Genomic DNA, 20,918 nt, shown 5'->3' with positions numbered 1-20,918 from the left:
GGTGTCCAGTCTAACCATTCGCATGCGTATGTTGCACCCCGCTGGCGCCGGTCACGCGCCGCGGTCGATCACATACCCGTCGCGCCCATTCGCTTTGGCCTGGTACAGCGCTGTGTCGGCCCCTTCGACGAAATGGTGCGGTTGCAGCTCGCCTTCCGGTACCCGGGTGAACACGCCGACGGTGAGCGTCACCCGGTCGTCGCTGCCATCACCATGTACCGGCAACGCACGCACGCAGTTGATCAGGTCCTGGATGACAAGCCGTGCGCCCTCGGCCGGGGTATCAGGCAACACCAGCGCGAATTCATCGCCACCGTAACGCGCGGCCATGTCGCGCGGGCGCCGCGCATGCGCGCCGATCAACCGGGCGACGTCCCGCAGCACGCGGTCGCCGACCTGGTGGCCATGGCGGTCGTTGTGGCGCTTGAAGTGGTCGACGTCGATCAGCGCCAGGCTCAGTGGCTTGCCGTTGCGTCGCGCGGCGTCGCATTCCTGCTGCAATGCCTGTTCGAAGCGCAGGCGATTGCCAAGGCCGGTCAGTGCGTCGCGGTTGGCCTGCCGGTGCCAGGCCGAAATCCGCCAGATCGCCCAGGCCAGCAGTACCAGCAGGACGCCCAGCAGGGCGGTGGCCGGCGCCCACCAGAGGTTGCTGGTGCGCAACAGCAGCCAGCTCAGCAGAGGGGCAAGCGGCAGCGAACACAACGCCGCCAGCCACGGCAGGCGCAGGCCGAGCAGGATCACGCACAGCGCCACCAGCACAGCACTGATGGTGTGCTGCCAGAAGCGGGGCAGCACCTCGATCTGCTTGTGCTGCAGCAGCATCGAGGCGATGTTGGCCTGGTACTCGCTGCCGCTCATCCAGAACTCGCGGGTGGTCGGGGTCAGCAGGCGCGGCGCGATGCCGCTGGCGGTCATGCCGACGATGATGCGGCGGCCATGCAGCATCGCCATGTCCACGTGGCCATCGAGTACGTCTGCGTAGGAAACCTGCGGCAACTGCTCGGGGGGACCGGCATAGCGCACCCGCACGTAGTCGTTGCGCCGCCATTGGTAGGGCGAACCCACCTCGGGATCAGGGTCGGGCAGGCCGCGCACCGCGCCCGCGGGCAGGCCGGTCAGGGCCAGCCCGAGCGCCGGCCAATGCGCCTTGCCGATGCCTGCATGCAGGTAGATGCCGCGGGCGACGCCGTCACTGTCCACCTCAACATCGGTGTGGCCGATGGCGGCGGCACTGGCCGCGATCTGCGGAACCGGCAGCATTTCCTCGGCCATGCGATCACCGGCTGCCGGTGCGGCCAGCACCGGCAGCACCACCCGGCCATTGCGACGGATGGCTGCGGCCAGCGCCTCGTCCTGGCGGCTGTCACGGCGGTCCGGCTCGGACAGCATCAGGTCCAGCGCGACCCGTTCGGCACCGGCATCGGTCAGGCGATCCAGCAACCGGGCGTGGACCGAGCGCGGCCACGGCCATTGGCCGATGCGTTGCAGGCTGCCTTCGTCGATGGCCACGATCAGCACGCTCGGGTCGGGTCGATAGTCCCAGTTGCCGACCATCGCGTCGTAGGCGGCCTCGTCCTGCCGCCACAGCCATTGGCCTTGGCTGGCGACGATGGTCAGTATCCCGGCCAGCATGGCCAGCAGGATCCGCTTCGACCACGGCAGCGGCGAACGCCTCACAACAGCAGCCACAGCAGCAGGGCACCACCGCCGGTGCCATAGCAGAGGCGACACGGCAGGGCGATCTGCTGGGCAGGCGAGAACTCGCCGGCATGGCCATCATCGTCGATGTACTGCACGCGCACGTGCAGGGTGCCGCGCCACGGACGCTTGAAGCTGACCTGCGGTTCGGCCACGGTTTCGTCGACCAGTGGTGCCTTGAAGTCGCTGCGGCGGTCGACCTGCACGCGATAGCGCTGGCCTTCGCTGCCGGCCTGCCAGCGCAGGGTCAGTTCACCATGCGCGGCCTCGGGCGGTTGCAGCGCAGGATCGACCGGTTCGTTGCTGAGCTGCAGCGGCAGGGCCTGGCCATAGCGTCCCTGGTGGCCGTTGGCATCGCGGGAGGCGACCCGCCAGAAGTAGTGACCCGGCGGCAATGGCTGCGCCAGGCGCAGATCGGTACCGGTGCTGGTCTGTTCCTGCAGTGGCTGTACGAAGGTGGAATCGGCCGCGATCTGCAGCACGCTGCTGCGCGCACCGGGGGCCTGGCTCCAGCGGAAACGCGGGCGGTCGCTGTTGATTGTCTGTCCATGCAGCGGGGCCAGGGTCAGCGGCGGTGGGGGCTGGTCGCTGAGTTCGAAGTCGGTGCTGGCGTCGATGCCTTCCACACCCTGCGCATCGACCGCGCGCAGCAGGATGCGCAGCTGGCCCGGCGGCAGATCGCCGATGGCCAGGCGCGTATCGGTGGTGGTGGCAGCGAACAGCAGGATCTCCGGCGTGGCGGCCTGTACCACTTCAACGCGGTAATGGGCGGCGCCGGTGACCGGAGTCCATGCCAGCAGCGTCGGCAACGGGGCCAGGCGCAGTTCATCGCTGCGCAGCTGCGGTGCCGGCAGCAGTGCGGAGACCGCATCCGGTGCGGCGTCGGCGCTGGCGCTGCGGGTGGCCTGTCCCGGCTGGACCATGCGCTGGCCATGGGTGTTGCCGACCTGCACCTTGCCCTGCAGGACTTCGGTGGCCGCGACATCACGACCGTCGCCGGCACTGACCCGGAAGACGGTACCGCGCACGCTGCTGGTGGCGGTGGGCGCATCGATGATGTAGCGCGATGCCGGGCCGCGCGCGGGCGTCACCCGATTGCTGGCGCGGCCCTGCTGCAGGCGCAGGCGGGTGTCGACCATGCCGGTGTGGCCATAGCGGCTGAGCTGGTCCAGGCGCAGGCGCGAGTACTCACGCAGCTGCAGGCGCGAGGCATCGGCAAATTCCAGCGTGACGCTGGATTCGCCCTCGGTCTGCACGGTGTCACCGATGTGCAGCTGCTCGCCGGCCTGGATGACGCGGCTGGCGCTGCCGTCTCCGCCGGACAGTTCGACCTTGCCGCGGACCGAGAGCACCCGCGCCGGCGCCGGTTCGGTGCGCAGCCAGCTGATGGGAAAGCGCAGCAGCTGGCCGGGCGGCAGCCGGTAGGGGTTGTCGATGCGGTTGTGCTGCTGGAGCTGTTGCCAGCGCACCGAGGGTTTCAGATACACGCCACCCAGATCCCACAGGGTGTCGCCGGGACGGACCCGGTAGTTCCAGTCCTGCGCGGCGGCGATGGCCGGCAGCAGGAGGAGGGCAAAGAACAGGGCGCCCTGGAAGCGCATGGCAGACGACAGCGAGCGGACGAAGGTCACAGTTTTGCAATCCCGGCAATGCGGGGGTGCAGCTGCAAGACCCCATGGCCCCGACCTCATCCCCCCGAACGGATCGTGGCGGCCGTACGGCCGCCATCGCGCGCATTATTGCCTGCGTCCAGTGCAGGGATTCTGAACGAACCCGGCTCCCGTTCAGAACAGCAGGGAGGCCATCCTGCGGCGGTACTGCCCGACCAGGTCCTCGTCGGAGATCACATTGAAGGCGTCGATCAGCGCCTTGCGCGGCAGGCCTTCCTCGAAACTCCGGTCGATCCGCAGCATTTCCAGGAACTGCGCCAGCGCCGCTTCGTCATGGCCGCCGAGCAGCAGCTGCACGCCGCGCAGGTGGCGGGCCTTGAGGTCCTTGCCGTCGGCGGCGATACGCGCGTCCAGCACCTCGGCGGCCGGGGCGTCCTTCAGCGCCGCAGCAAAGGACAGGCGGGCGCGGGCGCGCACGGCGCGGTCGTCGGTGGCCAGGTTGGCGGGCAGGCCGTCGATCAGCGTGCCGGCTTCGTCCACGCCGCCGATCTGCAGCAGGGCCAGGGCCAGGTCGAGCTTCAGCTCGTCCTTGTCCGGCTCGGCGGCGATCTGCGCACGCAGTACATCCACCTGTGCCTGCGGATCCAACGGCGCTTCGTCCTCGGCGGCAGTGTCACCAATGTCGGCCGGCACGATGCCGTGCTGGGCCAGGAATTCACGCAGCTGGCCTTCCGGAATGGCACCCGGGAAGCCGTCCACCAGCTGGCCGCCCTTGACCAGGAACACGGTCGGCACCGAGCGGATCTGGAAGGCGGCCGCGATCTGCTGTTCCTTGTCGACATCGACCTTGGCCAGCTCGAAGGCGCCGTTGTATTCGGCGGCCAGCTTTTCCAGCATCGGGCCCAGGGTCTTGCAGGGGCCGCACCACGTGGCCCAGAAGTCGACCAGCACCGGCGTCTGCAGCGACTTCTGCAGGACTTCGGCCTCGAAGGTCGCAGTGGTGGCGTCGAATACGTAGGTCGTCTCGGTCATGGGGGAGGCATCGATTGGCATCTGGAGACCGATTCTATGGTGACGATCGATGCCCGTCTCAACCCGGACTGCGGCAAATGCCCGACAATGCGTCGTTCCCGCCGCCGTTGCTCCCGGAGCCTGCATGACCTCCCTGCCTTCCCTGTTGTGCCTGTCCGGCCTCGCCGCCGCACTGCTGTTCGTGCTGGCGGTGCTGGGCTTCGGCGCCGGCCTGGACGGCTATGCACAGGCCCGCCACCCGGTGGCCCTGCTGGGCGCACACGGCGTGCCGCACGCGCTGGCCTTCAATCTGCTGGGCTTCGTGTTGCCCGGCCTGCTGGCGGGGGTGGTGGCCGAGTGCCTGCGCCGGCGGCTGCCTGCCACGGCCGGCTGGGCGCCGCGGGTCGGCAGCCAGATGCTGCTGCTGGCCGGGCTCGCATTCGCTGCGATGGGCCTGCTGCCGCTGGATGTGGACGACCTGCACGGGCCGGCCAGCCAGCTGCATGCCAGCGCCTGGATGATCTGGGTGCTGGGCTTCGTCGCCGGCACCCTGCTGCTGGGCATTTTCAACGTGCGCCAGGGGCACGGGCGTGTCCAGGGGGGACTGTTGGTGGCCTGCGGGGTGCTTGCGGCACTGGCCGCCTTCGCCCTGCAGGGCCTGGTGCCGGCACCCCTGGCACAGCGCGTGGCCTTCGCCTGCTGGGCGCTGTGGCTGGTGGTTGCGCTGCCGCTGTCGCGACCGCGCTGAGACGGATCGTGGGTGCCGGCGGCGGCACTGGCCGGCGGCCGGGATTGGAGCCCCATGCCGCACTGCGGTACGCTGTACCGCTTTGCCGCCGCATCCGCGTGTTCCATGACCAGCGCTGAAACCAACGCCTACGACCCGCAGCAGGTTGAATCCGCCGCCCAGCAGTACTGGGACGCCACCCGTGCCTTCGAAGTGGACGAGTCTTCGGACAAGCCGAAGTACTACTGCCTGTCGATGCTTCCGTACCCGTCCGGTGCGCTGCACATGGGCCACGTGCGCAACTACACGATCGGCGACGTGATCAGCCGCTACAAGCGCATGACTGGGCACAACGTGCTGCAGCCGATGGGCTGGGACGCGTTCGGCCTGCCGGCAGAGAACGCGGCAATCAAGAACAAGACCGCACCTGCGGCCTGGACCTACAAGAACATCGAGCACATGCGTGGCCAGTTCAAGGCCATGGGCTATGCGGTGGACTGGTCGCGCGAATTCGCCACCTGCCGCCCGGACTACTACGTCCACGAGCAGCGCATGTTCACCCGCCTGATGCGCAAGGGCCTGGCCTACCGCCGCAATGCGGTGGTGAACTGGGATCCGGTCGACCAGACCGTGCTGGCCAACGAGCAGGTCATCGACGGCCGTGGCTGGCGCTCCGGCGCGCTGGTCGAGAAGCGCGAGATCCCGCAGTGGTTCCTGCGCATCACCGATTACGCCCAGGAGCTGCTGGACGGCCTGGATGAACTGGACGGCTGGCCGGACTCGGTCAAGACCATGCAGCGCAACTGGATCGGCCGCTCCGAGGGCCTGGAAATCCAGTTCGACGTGCGTGACACCGACGGCGGCGTGCTGGATCCGCTGCGCGTGTTCACCACCCGTCCGGATACCGTGATGGGCGTGACCTTCGTGTCGATCGCCGCCGAACATCCGCTGGCGCTGCACGCGGCGAAGAACAACCCGGAACTGGCTGCGCTGCTGTCGGAAATGAAGCAGGGCGGCGTGTCCGAGGCCGAGCTGGAGACCCAGGAAAAGCGCGGCATGGACACCGGCCTGCGTGCCATCCATCCGGTCACCGGCGAGAAGGTGCCGGTGTGGGTCGCCAACTTCGTGCTGATGGGCTACGGCACCGGTGCGGTGATGGCTGTTCCGGGCCATGACCAGCGCGACAACGAAGTGGCCAACAAGTACGGCCTGCCGATCGTGCAGGTCATCGCCCTGAAGGACCCGCGCAACGACGACGAGCGCACCTGGGACGGTGCCCGCTGGCAGGACTGGTACAGCGACAAGAGCCGCCAGACCGAACTGGTCAACTCGGCCGAATTCGATGGGCTGGATTTCCAGGGCGCCTTCGAAGCCCTGGCCGAACGCTTCGAGCGCAAGGCCCAGGGCCAGCGCCGCGTCAACTATCGCCTGCGCGACTGGGGCGTGAGCCGCCAGCGCTACTGGGGCTGCCCGATTCCGGTGATCTACTGCGACAAGTGCGGTGCGGTGCCGGTGCCGGAAGAGCAGCTGCCGGTGGTGCTGCCGGAGGACGTGGCGTTCTCGGGGACCGGTTCGCCGATCAAGACCGATCCGGAATGGCGCAAGACCACCTGCCCGGAATGCGGCGGCGCGGCCGAGCGCGAGACCGACACCTTCGACACCTTCATGGAGTCAAGCTGGTACTACGCCCGTTACACCTCGCCGGGCGCCCGTGATGCGGTCGACAAGCGTGGCAACTACTGGCTGCCGGTCGACCAGTACATCGGTGGCATCGAGCACGCGATCCTGCACCTGATGTATTTCCGCTTCTACCACAAGCTGCTGCGCGACGCGCGGATGGTGGACAGCAACGAACCGGCACGCAACCTGCTGTGCCAGGGCATGGTGATCGCCGAGACCTACTACCGCCCGAACCCGGACGGCTCGAAGGACTGGATCAACCCGGCCGATGTGGAAGTGCAGCGCGACGAGCGCGGCCGCATCACCGGCGCCACGCTGATCGCCGATGGCCAGCCGGTGGTGGTCGGTGGCACCGAGAAGATGTCCAAGTCGAAGAACAACGGCGTGGACCCGCAGGCGATGGTCGACAAGTACGGTGCCGACACCGTGCGCCTGTTCTCGATGTTCGCTGCCCCGCCGGAGCAGTCGCTGGAGTGGAACGAGGCCGGTGTGGACGGCATGGCGCGCTTCCTGCGCCGCCTGTGGGCCCAGGTGCAGAAGCACGCCGCTGACGGTGCCGCACCGGCGCTGGACGTGGCCGCGCTGGACGCCAACCAGAAGGCGCTGCGCCGCAAGACCCACGAGACCATCGGCAAGGTCGGCGACGACTACGGCCGCCGCCACAGCTTCAACACCGCCATCGCGGCGGTGATGGAACTGATGAACGCGCTGGCCAAGTTCGAGGACAGCAGCGAGCAGGGGCGTGCGGTGCGCCAGGAAGCGCTGCAGGCGATCGTGCTGCTGCTGAACCCGATCACCCCGCATGCCAGCCACGCCCTGTGGCAGGTGCTGGGCCATGGCGAAACGCTGCTGGAAGACCAGCCGTTCCCGCAGGCCGACGCCGGTGCGCTGGTGCGCGACGCGCTGACCCTGGCCGTGCAGGTCAACGGCAAGCTGCGTGGCACCATCGAGGTGGCCGCCGATGCTGCACGCGAGCAGGTCGAAGCACTGGCCCTGGCCGAGCCGAATGCGGCCAAGTTCATGGAAGGCCTGACGGTGCGCAAGATCATCATCGTGCCGGGCAAGATCGTGAACATCGTCGCTGCCTGATGCATCCTGGGCCGGCCACCTCCGCGGTGGCCGGTACCTTCCCGGTGCGGGGCCATGCACTTGATGGCCCTGCATTCACGCGGCTTCGGGCAGGCTGTGTGTTGCCGTGATCGCCCGGCTCCGCCAGACTGTCTCCATGACCCGAATCCTGCTTGCCCTCGTTCTTGTCCTCGGCCTTGCCGGCTGCGGTTTCCATCTGCGCAACAAGCTGATGCTGCCGACCGACACGGCGCCGGTGAAGGTGGTCTCCACCGCGCCTTACAGTGAACTGGTCAAGCTGCTCAATCGCAGCCTGCTGGCATCCGGTGCCAAGCTGGCAGACGAGGACAGCAAGGGGCCCAGCACCCAGCTTCAGGTGCTGTCCGAACGCTGGGGTGACCTGCCGATCGCCATCGACTCGCAGGGCCGTGCGCAGGAGTACAGCCTGCGCTATGCGGTGATCTTCATCTTCCGTCGCGAGGATGGCAGCGAGCTGGTGCCGCAGCAGGTGATCGAACTGTCGCGCGACTACGTGTCGCCGCCGACCGACGCCACCGGTACCACCACCGAACGCGAAATCCTGGCCGATGAGCTGCGACGGGAAATGTCCGCGTCGATCATCCGCCGCATCGACAGCGTGGTGCGTGCCGAGATCGAGAAGGGCGGCAGCCTGACGGCGCCGAAGGCCAAGCCGGTTGAAGGCGCGGAGCCGGCCGAGCCGGTTCCCGCAGCCAAGCACTGAGTCGCGACGATGGAACTGCGTCCGGAGCAGCTGGCCAGCCAGGGCGCTGACACCCCGCTGGCGCCGGTCTACCTGATTGCCGGCCCGGAAACCCTGCGCGTGCTGGAGGCGGCTGACGCCATCCGTGCGCGCGCGCGCGCTGCCGGAATCGGCGAACGGGAAGTGTTCGACGCCGATGGCCGTGATTTCGACTGGAACCAGCTCGACGCCAGTTTCAATGCGCCCAGCCTGTTCAGTGCCCGCCGCCTGGTCGAGGTGCGCCTGCCCAGTGGCAAGCCGGGCAAGGATGGCGCCGAGGTGATCAGCCAGTTCTGCGCCAACCCGGCACCGGACGTGGTGCTGATGATTACCGCCAACGAATGGAGCAAGGCCCATCAGGGCAAGTGGGCCGAGGCGGTCAACCGCATCGGCGTGCTGTCGGTGGCCTGGGCGATCAAGCCCCACGAACTGCCGGACTGGATCGAGCGCCGCCTGCGTGGCAAGGGCCTGCGTGCCGACCCTGCCGCGGTGCAGCGGTTGGCCGAGCGGGTGGAAGGCAACCTGCTGGCCGCCGCACAGGAAATCGACAAGCTGGCGCTGCTGGCCGACGGCCAGCCGCTGGATGTGGAGCGGATGGAATCGCTGGTGGCCGACGCCGCGCGTTATGACGTCTTCCGGCTGCTGGAAGCCACGTTCTCCGGCCAGCCGCCGGCGGTGCTGCGCATGCTGGCGGGCCTGCGTGGCGAAGGCGAGGCGGTGGCCGCACTGATGCCGATGGTGATCCGCGAGCTGTTGGCCGGTGCCGGCCTGGCCCGGGTACAGGCGCGCGGCGGCAATCTGGCCGCCGAAATGAAATCGCGCGGCATCTGGGAATCGCGGCAAGCGCCCTACAAGCGTGCGCTGCAGCGGCACCCCGAGGGCAAGCGCTGGGAACGTTTCGTGGCCGAGGCCGGACTGGTCGACCGTATCGCCAAGGGGCGCGCCGACGGCGACGCCTGGCTGGCGCTGGAACGCCTGCTGGTAGCCGTGGCCGAACCGCGTGCCGTGCGCCTGCTGGCGCGGGCCTGAGTGATGAGCCTGCGGATCTATTACGGGGGCACCTTCGATCCGGTGCACCTCGGGCACCTCGCCATCGCACGTGCTGCCCGTGATGAACTGCAGGTCGCTGTACGCATGCTGCCAGCGGCTGATCCGCCGCATCGCGCGGTGCCGGGTGCAACCGCTGACCAGCGCTTCACCATGCTCTCGCTGGCCATTGGCGATGAGCCTGGCCTGCTGCTGGACCATCGTGAACTGGACCGTGCCATACGCTTTCCCGGCCGCCCGTCCTACACCGTCGACACCCTGCGCGAACTGCGCGGCGAGCTGGGCCCCAGCCGGCCATTGGCCTGGCTGGTCGGGGCCGACAGCCTGCTGGGCCTGACCCGTTGGCATGAATGGGAGGCGCTGTTCGGGCTGGCCCATTTCGTGGTGGCCGAGCGCCCGGGCAGTCCCCTGCAGGCCTCGGTGGATGGCGAACTGGGCCGCGCGCTGGAAGGGCGCTGGGCCGACAACGAGCAGGCCCTGTTCGCCAGTCCGGCCGGGCGCATCCTGCGCCTGCATCACCCGCTGCGCGAGGAATCGGCCAGTGCCGTGCGTGCGCAGATCGCCGCCGGCGGACCCTGGCGGGCGTTGCTGCCGCCGGCCGTGGCCGACTATGTGGCCGCGCATGGCCTGTACCGCTCCCCTACGCCGTGAATGCCGCCGCCCCGGCTTGCCCGTATAATCGCCCCCACGTTTATCGAGTCGATCCACTTTGAGCAACCAGACCCAGCCCCAGACCATCAAGGTCGATCTGCCCAGCCCGCCGCCGTCCGTGCCGGAACTGCTGGCCAGCGTCCGCCAAGCCACCGAAGACCTGAAGGCCAAGGACCTGGTCGAGATCGATGTGCGCGGCCGGTCCAGCGTTGCCGACTACATGATCGTCGTTTCGGGCACCTCGACCCGCCACGTCAAGTCGATCGCCGATGAAGTCGTGCGCTTCGCCAAGAATCTCGACGTGATGCCGCTGGGTGTTGAAGGCGAGCGCGAAGCCGAGTGGGTGCTGGTCGACCTGGGCGACGTGATCGTGCATGTGATGCTGCCGCGCGTGCGTGAGTTCTACGCACTTGAGCGCCTGTGGACCGTTGGCGACCAGCCGCCGTCCAGCGACGACGAAGTGGCCTGAGCCGCACGTTGATGCATCCCTTCGACGGCGCCGATGGCGCCGTCGACGTTTTGGAGGACCGTTGATGAAAGCCCGCCTGATTGCTACCGGTGAACGCGCACCCAGTTGGGTGGCGCAGGGTTTCGCCGAGTACCAGAAGCGGCTGTCGCACTGGCTGCCGTTCGAGCTGGTGGAAATCGAGCCTGGCCTGCGTGGCAAGGGCCGTGATCCGCGCCGCGCCACTGAAGACGAAGGCAAGCGCGTGATCGCCGCACTGCCGAAGAATGCCTATGTGGTCGCGCTGGATGTGCCGGGCCGCCAGCTCAGTTCCGAGCAGCTGGCACAGCGCCTGGAGCATTGGCGCGGGCAGGGCAGGGACCTTGCCTTCCTGATCGGCGGCCCGGAAGGGCATTCGCCGGAAGTCTCCGCGCTGGCCGATGAGAAGTGGTCGATCGGACCGTTGACGTTGCCCCACATGCTGGTGCGCCTGGTGGTGGCCGAGCAGTTGTACCGGGCCGCCGCAATGATTGCGAATCACCCCTACCATCGCGCGTGAAGAGTGGTTATACTAGTCGTCTGCCCGAATAGCTCAGCCGGTTAGAGCACTTGACTGTTAATCAGGGGGTCGTTGGTTCGAGTCCAACTTCGGGCGCCACATTGAAGAGACCTGCATCGCAAGATGCAGGTCTTTTTTTTGCCGTGTTGTAGAGCCGAGCCCATGCTCGGCTTCGAGGATGCAGCCGAGCATGGGCTCGGCTCTACAATCTGCTGCTCCAACCATGGAAGTTGATCGTGCGCGCACTCCTGTCCCTGGGTTCTCTGCTGCTTGCGATGTTGCCGTTCGCTGAAGCGAACGCAGCACCACCAACCTGGCATCCGCCGCAGGGCACCACCGAGCTGCCGTTGTGGCCGCAGGGCACGGTGAAGGCGCCGCCAAAACTGAAAGGTCCCGAGCAGGTTGGCAAAGCAGTTTCCAAGGCCAGCGGAGAACGCTGGACGATGCTGCAGAACGTGGCCGTGCCGACACTCACCGTGTTTCCGCCGAAGGGACCGGCCAATGGCACCGCGGTGATGGTGGTGCCCGGTGGTGGTTACCGGGTGCTGGCGATGGACCTGGAAGGCAGCGAAATCTGCGATTGGCTGAACGCGCAGGGCATCACCTGCGCGCTGCTGAAATACCGCGTGCCGGCGTCCGGCCCGAGCTGGGATCCCGACTGCAACTGTCGCGACAACCCGACGGTGCCGATGGCCTTGCAGGACGCGCAACGCGCAATGGGCCTGCTGCGCGCGCAGGCACAGCGCTGGAACATCGACCCGAAGCGGGTGGGGGTGATCGGCTTTTCGGCGGGTGGTCACGTGGTGGCGGGATTGAGCACGCACGCACGTCGCAGCTACACGGCGGTCGACGCGGCCGACTCACAGTCCAGCCGCCCGGATTTCGCGATGGTGATGTACTCCGGCCATCTGTGGGCCGGGCATGGCAAGGGGCTCTCGCTGGTCAGGGACATAGTCGTGGACGACACGGTGCCGCCGACGTTCATTGCGCAGGCGACCGATGATCGCACCGATGATGTGCGCGAATCACTCGCCTACTACCAGGCACTGATCGACGCAGGCGTACCCGTCGAGATGCATCTGTTCGCCCGCGGCGGCCACGCGTTCGGGCTGCGCATGAAGGATGCACCGGTCACTGCGTGGCCGCGGCTGGCCGAGCGCTGGATGCAGGATATCGGCATGCTGCCGGAACGCCAGCTGTAGAGCCGAGCCATGCTTGGCTGCCTGTGCCAAGCCGAGCGTGGGCTCGGCTCTACAGTGCCAGCTCACCTCTGGAGAACGCGACCAGCGTAGCGATGGCCACCACCAGAATGGCACCGAACAGCACCCATTCCCAACGCGTAAATACCTGCTCACCGCGTTGGAGCCGGGTCATTGCGAACACCACCACACCGGGCACATACAGCAGGACCGACAGCAGCAGGTTGTCGAGACCGCCGGCATACACCAGCCACAATGCATAGGCGCTGGCCAGCAGGGCAATGACGAAATCGCGCCAGCGCACACCCGGTTCACCCGCATAGGCGTGGCCACGCCAGGCCAGCTGCACGCCGAACGCGGTCGACAGGAAGTAGGGCACCAGGCTCATCGACGCGGCCAGCAGCACCAGGCCTGTGTAGCTGCCGGAGTTGACCAGCACCAGCAGCAGGAACAGCTGGATCAGCCCGTTGCTGAGCCAGAGCGCGTTGGCCGGCACGCCGCGCGCGTTCTCGCGGCCCAGGAAGGCCGGCATGGTGCCGTCGCCCGCAGCGGCGTACAGCACTTCGGCACACAGCAGCACCCAGGCCAGCAGCGCGCCGAGTACCGAAATGATCGAGCCGATGATGATTACCGTCGCGCCCCACTCGCCAACGATGGCGTGCAGCACGTAAGCCATCGACGGATTGGGCAATCCGGCCAGTTCGGCCTGCGACAGCACGCCCATCGACAGCAGGCTGACCAGCACCAGCAGCAGCCAGACACCGAGGAAGCCGATCACCGTGGCGCGGCCGACATCGGCACGGCGGGCCGCGCGGCGCGAGTAGATGCTGGCGCCTTCGATGCCGATGAATACCCACACGGTCACCAGCATCATGCCGCGCAGCTGCTGGCCGAGGTCGCCGAGTGCGGGCGTGCCCAGGGAATCGGCGCGGAACACATCCATGCGGAAGGCACCGGCGGCCAGGATCAGGAACAGCGTGATGGGCAGCAGCTTGGCCACCGTCACCAGGCCGTTGACGATGGCGGCAGTGCGCAGGCCGCGCAACACCAGCAGGTGCACGGTCCAGAGGAGCAGCGACGAAGCGGCCACGGCGGCCGGGGTATTGCCTTCACCGAAGATGGGCATGAAGTGGCCGAGGCCACTGAAGATCAGCACGAAGAAGCTGGCGTTGCCGAGCACCGAGGCAACCCAGTAGCCCCATGCGGCGGAGAAGCCGATGTAGTTGCCGAAGCCCTCGCGTGCGTAGGCGTAGATGCCGGTATCGAGGTCCGGCCGGCGGTTGGCCAGGGCCTGGAACACGAAGGCCAGCATCAGCATGCCCGCGCCACTGACCGCCCAGCCGAGCAGCGCCGCTGCCGGCCCGGCGCTGCGCGCCACGTTCTGCGGCAATGAAAAGATGCCGGCGCCGACCATCGAGCCGACCACCAGTGCGGTCAACGCGGGCAGCCCTAGGCGTTGTGAGGTCGTGGCCATGATGTCCCCTGCGGCGGTGATGCCGCTACCCCACGGTAGCGGCGTGCCCGTGAACATGCACGCAAGGGGGCCGCAACGACGAAGGCCCGGGCAGATGCCCGGGCCTTCGAAGGTGGTGCGATGAACGGTATTACTTGAAGGTGTACTTGGCGCCGACGGTGAAGTAACGGCCGATGGCGCCGCTGAAGTGCAGCGGGTTGTAGTTCACGCCACCGTAGGTGGTCGGGTCGAGCGGAGCGATGCGATCGAACACGTTCTGCACCGAGGCATTCAGCTCGAAGGCTTCGGTGATGTTCCAGCGGCCGGACAGGTCGAAGGTGGTGAACGAGGAGATCTTGGTGACGTCGGTACCGTCGAAGTACGAGAACTGGTACGAGCCCTCCGGACCACGGAAATCCTTGTTCTCCATCTTGGAGATGTAGTTGGCGACGCCGCTCACACTCCACGGACCCTGGCGCCAGGTGGTGCCGAAGTTGATGCGATCCTTCGGCGTACCGATGCAGTTGGTCACGTCGCAGTTGCCGTGGGTGCCGGCGTAGTCGCGGGTGACGTCGGCATCGGTGCGCTCGAACTTGAGCACATGGCTCCACTGCAGGTCCATTTCCAGCTGGCCCGGGCCGATATCGAAGGTCTGGCGGATATCGGTATCGATACCGCGGACGCGGGTCGATGCGGCATTGATGTACGCCGTGTTGACGGCCAGGATGCTGCCGGTGCCCGGGACGCCGTTGAGCAGGTTGTTGTCACGCAGCACATTGCCTGCCGCGATCGCCGCACCCGTGTCGCCCTGGGCGATTTCATTGGTGCGCTTGATCTGCCATGCATCCACGGTCAGCGAGGTGGTGGAAGTCGGCTGCAGCACGATGCCCACCGAGTAGCTCTTCGACTCTTCCGGCTTCAGGTCCTTGTTCGGACGGGTGATGATCGCGACCGGCAGGGCGCCGCAATCGTCGGAGGTCGCACCTGGTGCGGGGTTGCCGCCCGGGCAGCGCACCGGGTCGGCAGCATTGGAGAAGGCAGCCAGGCCACCATCGCCGTTCTCGGCCGGGTTGGGCGCGCGGAAGCCTTCGGCGTAGCTGGCACGCAGGGCGATCCAGTCAGCCGGGGTCCACTTGATGCCCAGCTTCGGCGTTGCCTTGCCTTCGCCGCTTTCGTACTTGTCGTAACGCAGCGCGCCGGACAGTTCCAGCTGTTCCAGCACCGGTGCCGACAGTTCCACATAGCCGGCGTAGACGTTCTGGGTGCCGTCGTAGGCCGAATAGCCCAGGCCGATGATCTGGCCCTGGTCGGTGAAGGTCTGCGGGGTCAGGCTGTTGCTGGTCTTGCGCCACTCGGTACCGATCGCCAGGCCCAGCGGGCCACCCTTCAGGTCCATCAGGCTGCGCGACACGGTGAAGTCGAACATGTCCAGGGTCGACTTGGCACGTGCACTGATCCGCGGCGAGATGAAGTCGTACAGCGCCTGCGAATTGAGGTTGGCGTTGTCGCCGATGCGCCACACACCACCGGCACAGTTCGGATTGGCCAGGGCGCAACGCACGTTGTCGTAGTTGAGGAAGCCGGTGCGCTTGTTGACCAGGTCGGTGCCGGAGTGCAGGTAGGCGGTATCGTAGCTCCAGTCACCCCAGTTGCCCTTGACGCCGACCAGGAAGCGGGTGAACTCGTTGGAGTTGTCGGTCACGCGCGGGCCGACATCCCAGGCCGAGTAACGCAGGCGCGAGGCCTGGCCCGGGATCGGGTTGTCCGGATGGTTCGGGCCCAGCACGGTGGCGCCATCGCCACTGTTGGCGTTGATCGGGCCACCGGGGTAGCCCCAGCCACCGGAAACACCGGACGGCGTGTTGCTGAAGGTGGTGTCCTTCTTCGAGTAGCCGATCTCGGTGTAGATCTCGCCGCCTTCGCCGAAGGCGAAGCTGGCACGACCGAACACGTTGACGTACTTCTCTTCCGGGGTCAGGTCACGGTACAGCTGGTTCGGATCCCACAGGCAGCCCTGTGCCTGGGCGGTTGCGTCGTTCTGGCCGGGAATGGTGGTCAGGCCGGCACAGCCCGGCAGGGCGACCAGATGGCCGGTGCCGTCGTACACCGAACCATTCGGACCTACGCCGCCGCGGGTACCGCCGCTGAGGAAGGCGCCGCCCAGGAACTGAGCGTTGTTGCCGTAGCCCCACGGGCGGGTGTCGCCGGTGCCGATCCACTTGCGGTTCTTGCGATCGCTGATCTTGATCGCGTCGGTCTTGCCGACGTCCAGGCTGAAGAAGGCATTCCAGCCGTCAGTGGCCAGATCGCCGGTACCGGCGGTCAGGGTGGCCTTCTTTGCGTTGCCGTCGCCGTCGCCGGAGGTGCCGTACGAAGCGCGCAGGATCGCGCCCTGGAAGTCACTGCGCAGGATGATGTTGACCACGCCGGCGATGGCATCGGAGCCATAGATCGCCGAGGCACCATCCTTCAGCACTTCCACGCGTTCAACCGCGTCGAGCGGAATGGTGCTCAGGTCGGTGAAGACCTTCTGGCCGTCATCGGCCAGGCCGTAGGTGGCCATGCGGCGGCCGTTCAACAGGACCAGGGTCGAGCCCGCGCCCAGGCCACGCAGCGAAATGCCGGCACCACCGCCGGCGAAGCCGTTGCCGAAGGTCTTCGGAATGGAGCCGGAACCATCAGCAGTCAGGGTCTGCAGGTATTCGGCAACCGTGGTCTTGCCGGTGCGGTCGATTTCCTGGCGGGTCACCACCTGCACCGGGGACGGTGTTTCGGTGTTGGTGCGCGGAATGTTCGAACCGGTGACCGTGATGCGGTCCAGGTTGGTGGCCTTTTCCTGCGCGAAGGCGGAGGTGGAAGCCACGGCGCCAACCAGCAGCAGGGTGCCGCCGGTAAGGATGTGGGTGATGGACGATGCCAGGGTGCAGCGGCGGCGGCTGGCGGGCCGTTGGATCAGGTGTTTCACAGCTTCTCTCCTAACTGGAAAACCGTAGCGTTGAGGGCTGTCTCCGGAGTGTCCGGGACGGGCCAATCTAGGTTTCCGACGGGTGACGAAGACGTGAAATTTTGCTTAATCCGTAACGTTTGAGGTCGAACTTTGCCGAGTTTGGCATTTCGATCTCGAAGGCCGGTCCGACAGGCGGTCGGACCGGCCCCGGATCGTCAGTCCGGCAACGAGAACTGCACCGGCACCAGGCCGATGGCCGGTACCGCTACGCCATCACGCTGGGCCGGTTCAAAGCGCCAGCGCTTGAGCACCTGCTGGCGTGCGGCCTGGTCCAGGTGGCGCGAGCCACTGCTGCGCTCGATGCTGACCGCGACCGGCTGACCGCTGTTGTCGACCTCCACCCGCAGCAGCACCGTGCCCTGCTCATGGTTGCGCAGTGCGGCGACCGGGTAGGCCGGTGGCGGTGCACTGCGGTACTGCAGCTGGGCGCCGGACAGCGGTGTATGGGTGTCGATGCTCGGCGCAAGTTGCGGTGGGGCCTGTTCAGCGGCCGGCAGCGTGATGCCCTGGGTTTCCTCCACGGTCGCGGTAGGGGCCGGCAGTGGCGGTGTCGCCGGCTGTGCGTGCGGTTTCGGCACGACCCGGGCGACTTCCTTCGGTTCCTGCAGCACCGGAGGGGGCGGCGTTGGCGGGATCTTCTCGATCAGCCTGACCGTGGTCTTGTCACGCGGGACCTGCACGGCCTGGTAGGTCGCCGGAATCAGCAGCAGCAGGAACGCGAGCAGATGCAGGGCGATGGCCGCGCTCCAGGCGGCAACGCGGGCGGGGTCGAAGTGCGGGGATGCAACGGGATACGTACGAACCATGGTCCACCTCCATGCCAGTGACGAAGTCCTCAACGCACCAGGGCCCGTGGCGGGGTTGCCGCACGCGGCTGGCAGTCAATCATTAACGCCAGGGCCCGGCCACTGCCTAGAGGCAGGGGCAGGATCGTTGGGCTGGCCTTCAGCCAGCCGCCCCGGCCCACATGAAAAAGGCGGGCCCCCCGCGGGACCCGCCTCTGTCTAACGGAAAGGATGGGATCAGCGACCCAGTTCGAACACCACGTCCAGATTGACCGACACAGTGGATTCACCCGGTGCGACGGGGGTGGCCTTGTCCATCGCCGCGCCGGCCGACATGGTCCGCATCATCGGCATCGGGCGGTAGCCGCCGCCGGCGTTCTCGGAGATGCTGACGATGCGGCGCACCTGCAGGCCCAGCGACTTGGCATAGGTCTGGGCACGGGCCTGGGCCTTCTTCAGCGCGGCGAGGCGGGCTTCGTCATAGACCGGTTCCGGCTGGTCGATCTCGAAGCTGGGGCCGTTGATCTGGTTGGCACCCTGCGCGGCCAGCGCGTCGAGCACCTTGCCGAGCTTGGCGATGTCGCGGACCTTCAGGCTGACCGTGTTGCTGGCCTGGTAGCCGGTGATCTTCGGCGCTTCGTTGTCCGCATAGCGGTATTGCGGGTTGAGGCTGACGCCGCTGGTCTGCACGTCACGCTCGGCGATGCCGGCGGCCTTGATCGCGGCCAGCACCTTGTCCATCTGCTGGGCGTTCTGGCGCATCGCGCTGTTGCCATCGGCGGCCTGGGTGACCACGCCTGCCGACAGGGTGGCCACGTCCGGCACGCGAGTGGCTTCGGCATTGGACGAGATGTTCAGCAGGGTGCCTTCGGCCGCGGCGGCGATCGACGGCGACGACGGGGCGGCATGGGCGGTCATCGAGGTTCCAAGGGCGAGGGACAGGGCGAGCAGCAGCGGGGTGGCGGTCAGGCGCATGGGATCTCCTTGTTGTGCGGATGAGGGTGGTGTCGTAGCGATGAACGCGCTGTGAGCCCGTTCGGGGTTGTGTGCGTTCCTCGACAGGTTGCCGACGATTCAGGTGACGGGCTCAGGTTATGCTGTGCCGATGCTCTATCTTGCTTCCCGCTCCCCCCGACGCAACCAGTTGCTGGCCCGACTCGGACGCCCCTTCCAGGCCCTGGACCTGGAGGTCGTCGAGCAGCGCGCCGCGACCGAGAGTGCCGAACAGTATGTGTGCCGGGTCGCCGCCGACAAGGCACGCGCCGGGCTGGCCCGGGTGCTGGCCGAAGACCCGCAGGCGCAGGTGCTCGGTTCGGACACCGAGGTGGTGCTGGACGGTGAAGTGTTCGGCAAGCCGGCCGACGCCGCCGACGCGCGCGCGATGCTGGCGCGACTGGCCGGGCGCACCCATCAGGTAATGACCGCCGTGGTGGTGGTCGGTGCGGATGGTCTGGACAGCGAACTGGTCATTTCCGAAGTGACCTTCGCGCCGATCGACGACGCTGACATCGCCGCCTACGTGGCCACCGGTGAGCCGCTGGACAAGGCCGGCGCCTACGCCATCCAGGGCGGGGCCGAACGCTGGATCGAACATCTTTCCGGCAGCTACTCCGGCGTGATGGGACTGCCGCTGCTGCACACCGATCGTCTGCTGGCGCGCTGCGGCGTGCCGGCCCCAACTGCTGATGCCGCCAGGGAGGCTGCCGATGTCTGAGGAAATCCTGGTCAATGTGACCCCGCGCGAAACCCGGGTCGCGGTGATCGAAAACGGCATGCTGCAGGAACTGCACATCGAGCGCGGCTGGCGCCGTGGCGTGGTCGGCAACATCTACAAGGGCAAGGTGCAGCGGGTCATGCCCGGCATGCAGGCCGCGTTCGTCGAAGTGGGTCTGGAGCGCGCCGCGTTCCTGCACGCCAACGACGTGGTGCGCCCGGCGCCGGTGGCCAGTGCCGACACCGAGAACACGACCCTGCCGCCGCCGGCCAGCGTGCCCATCGTCGAGCTGCTGCGTGACGGCCAGGACATCGTGGTGCAGGTGGTGAAGGACCCGATCGGCACCAAGGGTGCACGCCTGACCACGCAGATCAGCATTCCGTCGCGCTACATGGTGCTGCTGCCGCAATCCAAGGTCGTGGGCGTGTCCGCGCGCATCGAGGATGAAACCGAGCGCGCGCGGCTGAAGGCACTGGTGACCGAGCTGTCGGCCCAGCATGGTGGCTACGGCTACATCGTGCGTACCAACGCCGAAGGCCAGCCGGCCGAAGCCATCGCCGAGGACATCGCCTACCTGTCGCGGGTCTGGAACGTGGTCGAGCGACGGGGCCGCGAGGCAGCCTCGTGCAGCAACATCTATGAGGACCTGAGCCTGCCGCTGCGTTCGGTGCGCGACCTGATCCGCAAGGACGTGGACAAGGTGAAGGTGGATTCGAAGGAGACCTTCGGCCAGCTGCAGGCCTTCGTTGCCAAGTACATGCCGGTGCTGGCCGAGAAACTGGAGCTGTACGCCGGTGATCGCCCGATCTTCGACATGTTCGGGGTGGAGGACGAGATCGGCCGTGCGCTGGACAAGCAGGTGCCGCTGAAATCCGGTGGCTACCTGGTGATCGACCAGACCGAGGCGATGACCACCATCGACGTCAACACCGGTTCGTTCCTCGGCCAGCGCAACCTGGAAGAGACGGTGTTCCGCACCAACCTGGAAGCGGCACAGGCGGTGGCACGGCAGCTGCGGCTGCGCAACCTGGGCGGCATCATCATCATCGACTTCATCGACATGGATGATGCCGAGCATCGCCGCCAGGTGCTGCGCACGCTGGAAAAGGCGCTGGCCCGCGACCATGCCAAGACCACGGTGTACGACTTCTCGCCGCTGGGCCTGGTGGAAATGACCCGCAAGCGCACGGTCGAAAGCCTGGAGCGCCAGCTGTCGGAAACCTGCCCGCAGTGCAGCGGCCGTGGCAGCATCAAGACCACCGAAACGGTGACCTACGAGATCTTCCGCGAGATCACCCGTGCCGTGCGCCAGTTCGATGCCGCGCGCCTGCTGGTGATCGCCTCGACCAAGGTGGTCGCGCGCATCACCGACGAGGAATCCTCGGCTGTGGCCGAGCTGGAGGAATTCCTCGGCAAGAGCATCCGCTTCCAGGCGGACGAGCAGTACCTGCAGGAGCAATTCGATGTCGTTCTGCTCTGATCCTCGCCGGCCGCAGGCCGGCGG

General features: G+C 67.2%; 17 protein-coding genes and 1 tRNA gene. 11 read left to right on the top strand and 7 right to left on the bottom strand.

The genetic code is table 11. The features are described 5' to 3' along the window. Positions 1–51 precede the first annotated feature (51 nt). The 3 genes from AC5P88_RS03670 to trxA all read right to left on the bottom strand — a co-directional run bounded on the left by AC5P88_RS03670 (position 52) and on the right by trxA (position 4,340). Positions 52–1,677, bottom strand: a complete 1,626-nt coding sequence (locus AC5P88_RS03670; RefSeq protein ID WP_106550586.1) for a CHASE2 domain-containing protein — start codon at positions 1,675–1,677, stop codon at positions 52–54. Continuing rightward, positions 1,674–3,329 carry a FecR family protein gene (locus AC5P88_RS03665; protein WP_495224316.1) on the bottom strand — a complete coding sequence of 552 codons (1,656 nt, stop codon included), beginning with the start codon at positions 3,327–3,329 and terminating at the stop codon, positions 1,674–1,676. Before AC5P88_RS03665 ends, AC5P88_RS03670 begins: the two co-directional genes overlap by 4 nt. Before the next feature lie 153 nt (positions 3,330–3,482). Further along, a complete protein-coding gene (gene trxA / locus AC5P88_RS03660; protein WP_106550588.1) occupies positions 3,483–4,340 on the bottom strand; it encodes a thioredoxin in 858 nt (285 codons plus the stop codon). A gap of 124 nt (positions 4,341–4,464) precedes the next feature. Between trxA and AC5P88_RS03655 the strand changes: the two genes are divergently transcribed. From AC5P88_RS03655 to AC5P88_RS03615, 9 genes are all read left to right on the top strand, one after another. After that, positions 4,465–5,067 (top strand): DUF998 domain-containing protein, encoded by a 603-nt coding sequence (locus tag AC5P88_RS03655; protein WP_495224315.1) that lies wholly within the window; start codon positions 4,465–4,467, stop codon positions 5,065–5,067. Positions 5,068–5,172: 105 nt separating this feature from the next. Further along, complete coding sequence (gene leuS / locus AC5P88_RS03650) at positions 5,173–7,815, top strand: leucine--tRNA ligase (protein WP_106550604.1); 2,643 nt, start codon at positions 5,173–5,175, stop codon at positions 7,813–7,815. A 136-nt stretch (positions 7,816–7,951) separates the two neighbouring features. Continuing rightward, positions 7,952–8,536 (top strand): LPS-assembly lipoprotein LptE, encoded by a 585-nt coding sequence (locus tag AC5P88_RS03645; protein ID WP_106550590.1) that lies wholly within the window; start codon positions 7,952–7,954, stop codon positions 8,534–8,536. Positions 8,537–8,545: 9 nt separating this feature from the next. Further along, complete coding sequence (holA, locus tag AC5P88_RS03640; RefSeq protein WP_111112142.1) at positions 8,546–9,583, top strand: DNA polymerase III subunit delta; 1,038 nt, start codon at positions 8,546–8,548, stop codon at positions 9,581–9,583. Next, positions 9,584–10,252 (top strand): nicotinate-nucleotide adenylyltransferase, encoded by a 669-nt coding sequence (nadD, locus tag AC5P88_RS03635; RefSeq protein ID WP_005410537.1) that lies wholly within the window; start codon positions 9,584–9,586, stop codon positions 10,250–10,252. It abuts the gene before it with no gap. Between the two features lie 58 nt (positions 10,253–10,310). After that, positions 10,311–10,721 carry a ribosome silencing factor gene (rsfS, locus tag AC5P88_RS03630; protein ID WP_005410536.1) on the top strand — a complete coding sequence of 137 codons (411 nt, stop codon included), beginning with the start codon at positions 10,311–10,313 and terminating at the stop codon, positions 10,719–10,721. A gap of 64 nt (positions 10,722–10,785) precedes the next feature. Next, positions 10,786–11,256 (top strand): 23S rRNA (pseudouridine(1915)-N(3))-methyltransferase RlmH, encoded by a 471-nt coding sequence (gene rlmH, locus AC5P88_RS03625; RefSeq protein ID WP_005418108.1) that lies wholly within the window; start codon positions 10,786–10,788, stop codon positions 11,254–11,256. 22 nt (positions 11,257–11,278) lie between these two features. Next, positions 11,279–11,355, top strand: a tRNA-Asn gene (locus AC5P88_RS03620). Positions 11,356–11,504: 149 nt separating this feature from the next. Next, positions 11,505–12,458 (top strand): alpha/beta hydrolase, encoded by a 954-nt coding sequence (locus AC5P88_RS03615; RefSeq protein ID WP_495224339.1) that lies wholly within the window; start codon positions 11,505–11,507, stop codon positions 12,456–12,458. A gap of 49 nt (positions 12,459–12,507) precedes the next feature. Here AC5P88_RS03615 and AC5P88_RS03610 read toward each other — a convergent pair whose 3' ends face one another. The 4 genes from AC5P88_RS03610 to AC5P88_RS03595 form a co-directional block, all read right to left on the bottom strand. Continuing rightward, positions 12,508–13,929, bottom strand: a complete 1,422-nt coding sequence (locus tag AC5P88_RS03610; RefSeq protein WP_495224314.1) for a basic amino acid/polyamine antiporter — start codon at positions 13,927–13,929, stop codon at positions 12,508–12,510. Positions 13,930–14,059: 130 nt separating this feature from the next. Then, positions 14,060–16,873, bottom strand: coding sequence for a TonB-dependent receptor (locus tag AC5P88_RS03605; protein WP_495224313.1), 2,814 nt, complete (start codon positions 16,871–16,873; stop codon positions 14,060–14,062). Between the two features lie 197 nt (positions 16,874–17,070). Then, a complete protein-coding gene (locus AC5P88_RS03600) occupies positions 17,071–17,721 on the bottom strand; it encodes an energy transducer TonB (RefSeq protein WP_495224311.1) in 651 nt (216 codons plus the stop codon). Between the two features lie 216 nt (positions 17,722–17,937). Continuing rightward, positions 17,938–18,675 (bottom strand): SIMPL domain-containing protein, encoded by a 738-nt coding sequence (locus AC5P88_RS03595; protein WP_106550596.1) that lies wholly within the window; start codon positions 18,673–18,675, stop codon positions 17,938–17,940. Between the two features lie 130 nt (positions 18,676–18,805). Between AC5P88_RS03595 and AC5P88_RS03590 the strand changes: the two genes are divergently transcribed. Further along, the gene (locus AC5P88_RS03590; protein WP_111112145.1) at positions 18,806–19,414 is read left to right on the top strand and encodes a Maf family nucleotide pyrophosphatase; all 609 of its coding nucleotides are present in this window, start codon (positions 18,806–18,808) and stop codon (positions 19,412–19,414) included. After that, a complete protein-coding gene (gene rng / locus AC5P88_RS03585; RefSeq protein ID WP_099555021.1) occupies positions 19,407–20,894 on the top strand; it encodes a ribonuclease G in 1,488 nt (495 codons plus the stop codon). The genes AC5P88_RS03590 and rng overlap by 8 nt, the downstream gene beginning before the upstream one ends. The last annotated feature ends 24 nt before the right edge of the window (positions 20,895–20,918 follow it).

It is taken from the genome of Stenotrophomonas sp. YJH_SMC_8 (genome assembly GCF_059371315.1).
Note: the sequence above shows the minus strand (reverse complement) of the source record. Positions and strands in the feature narration are given on the sequence as shown.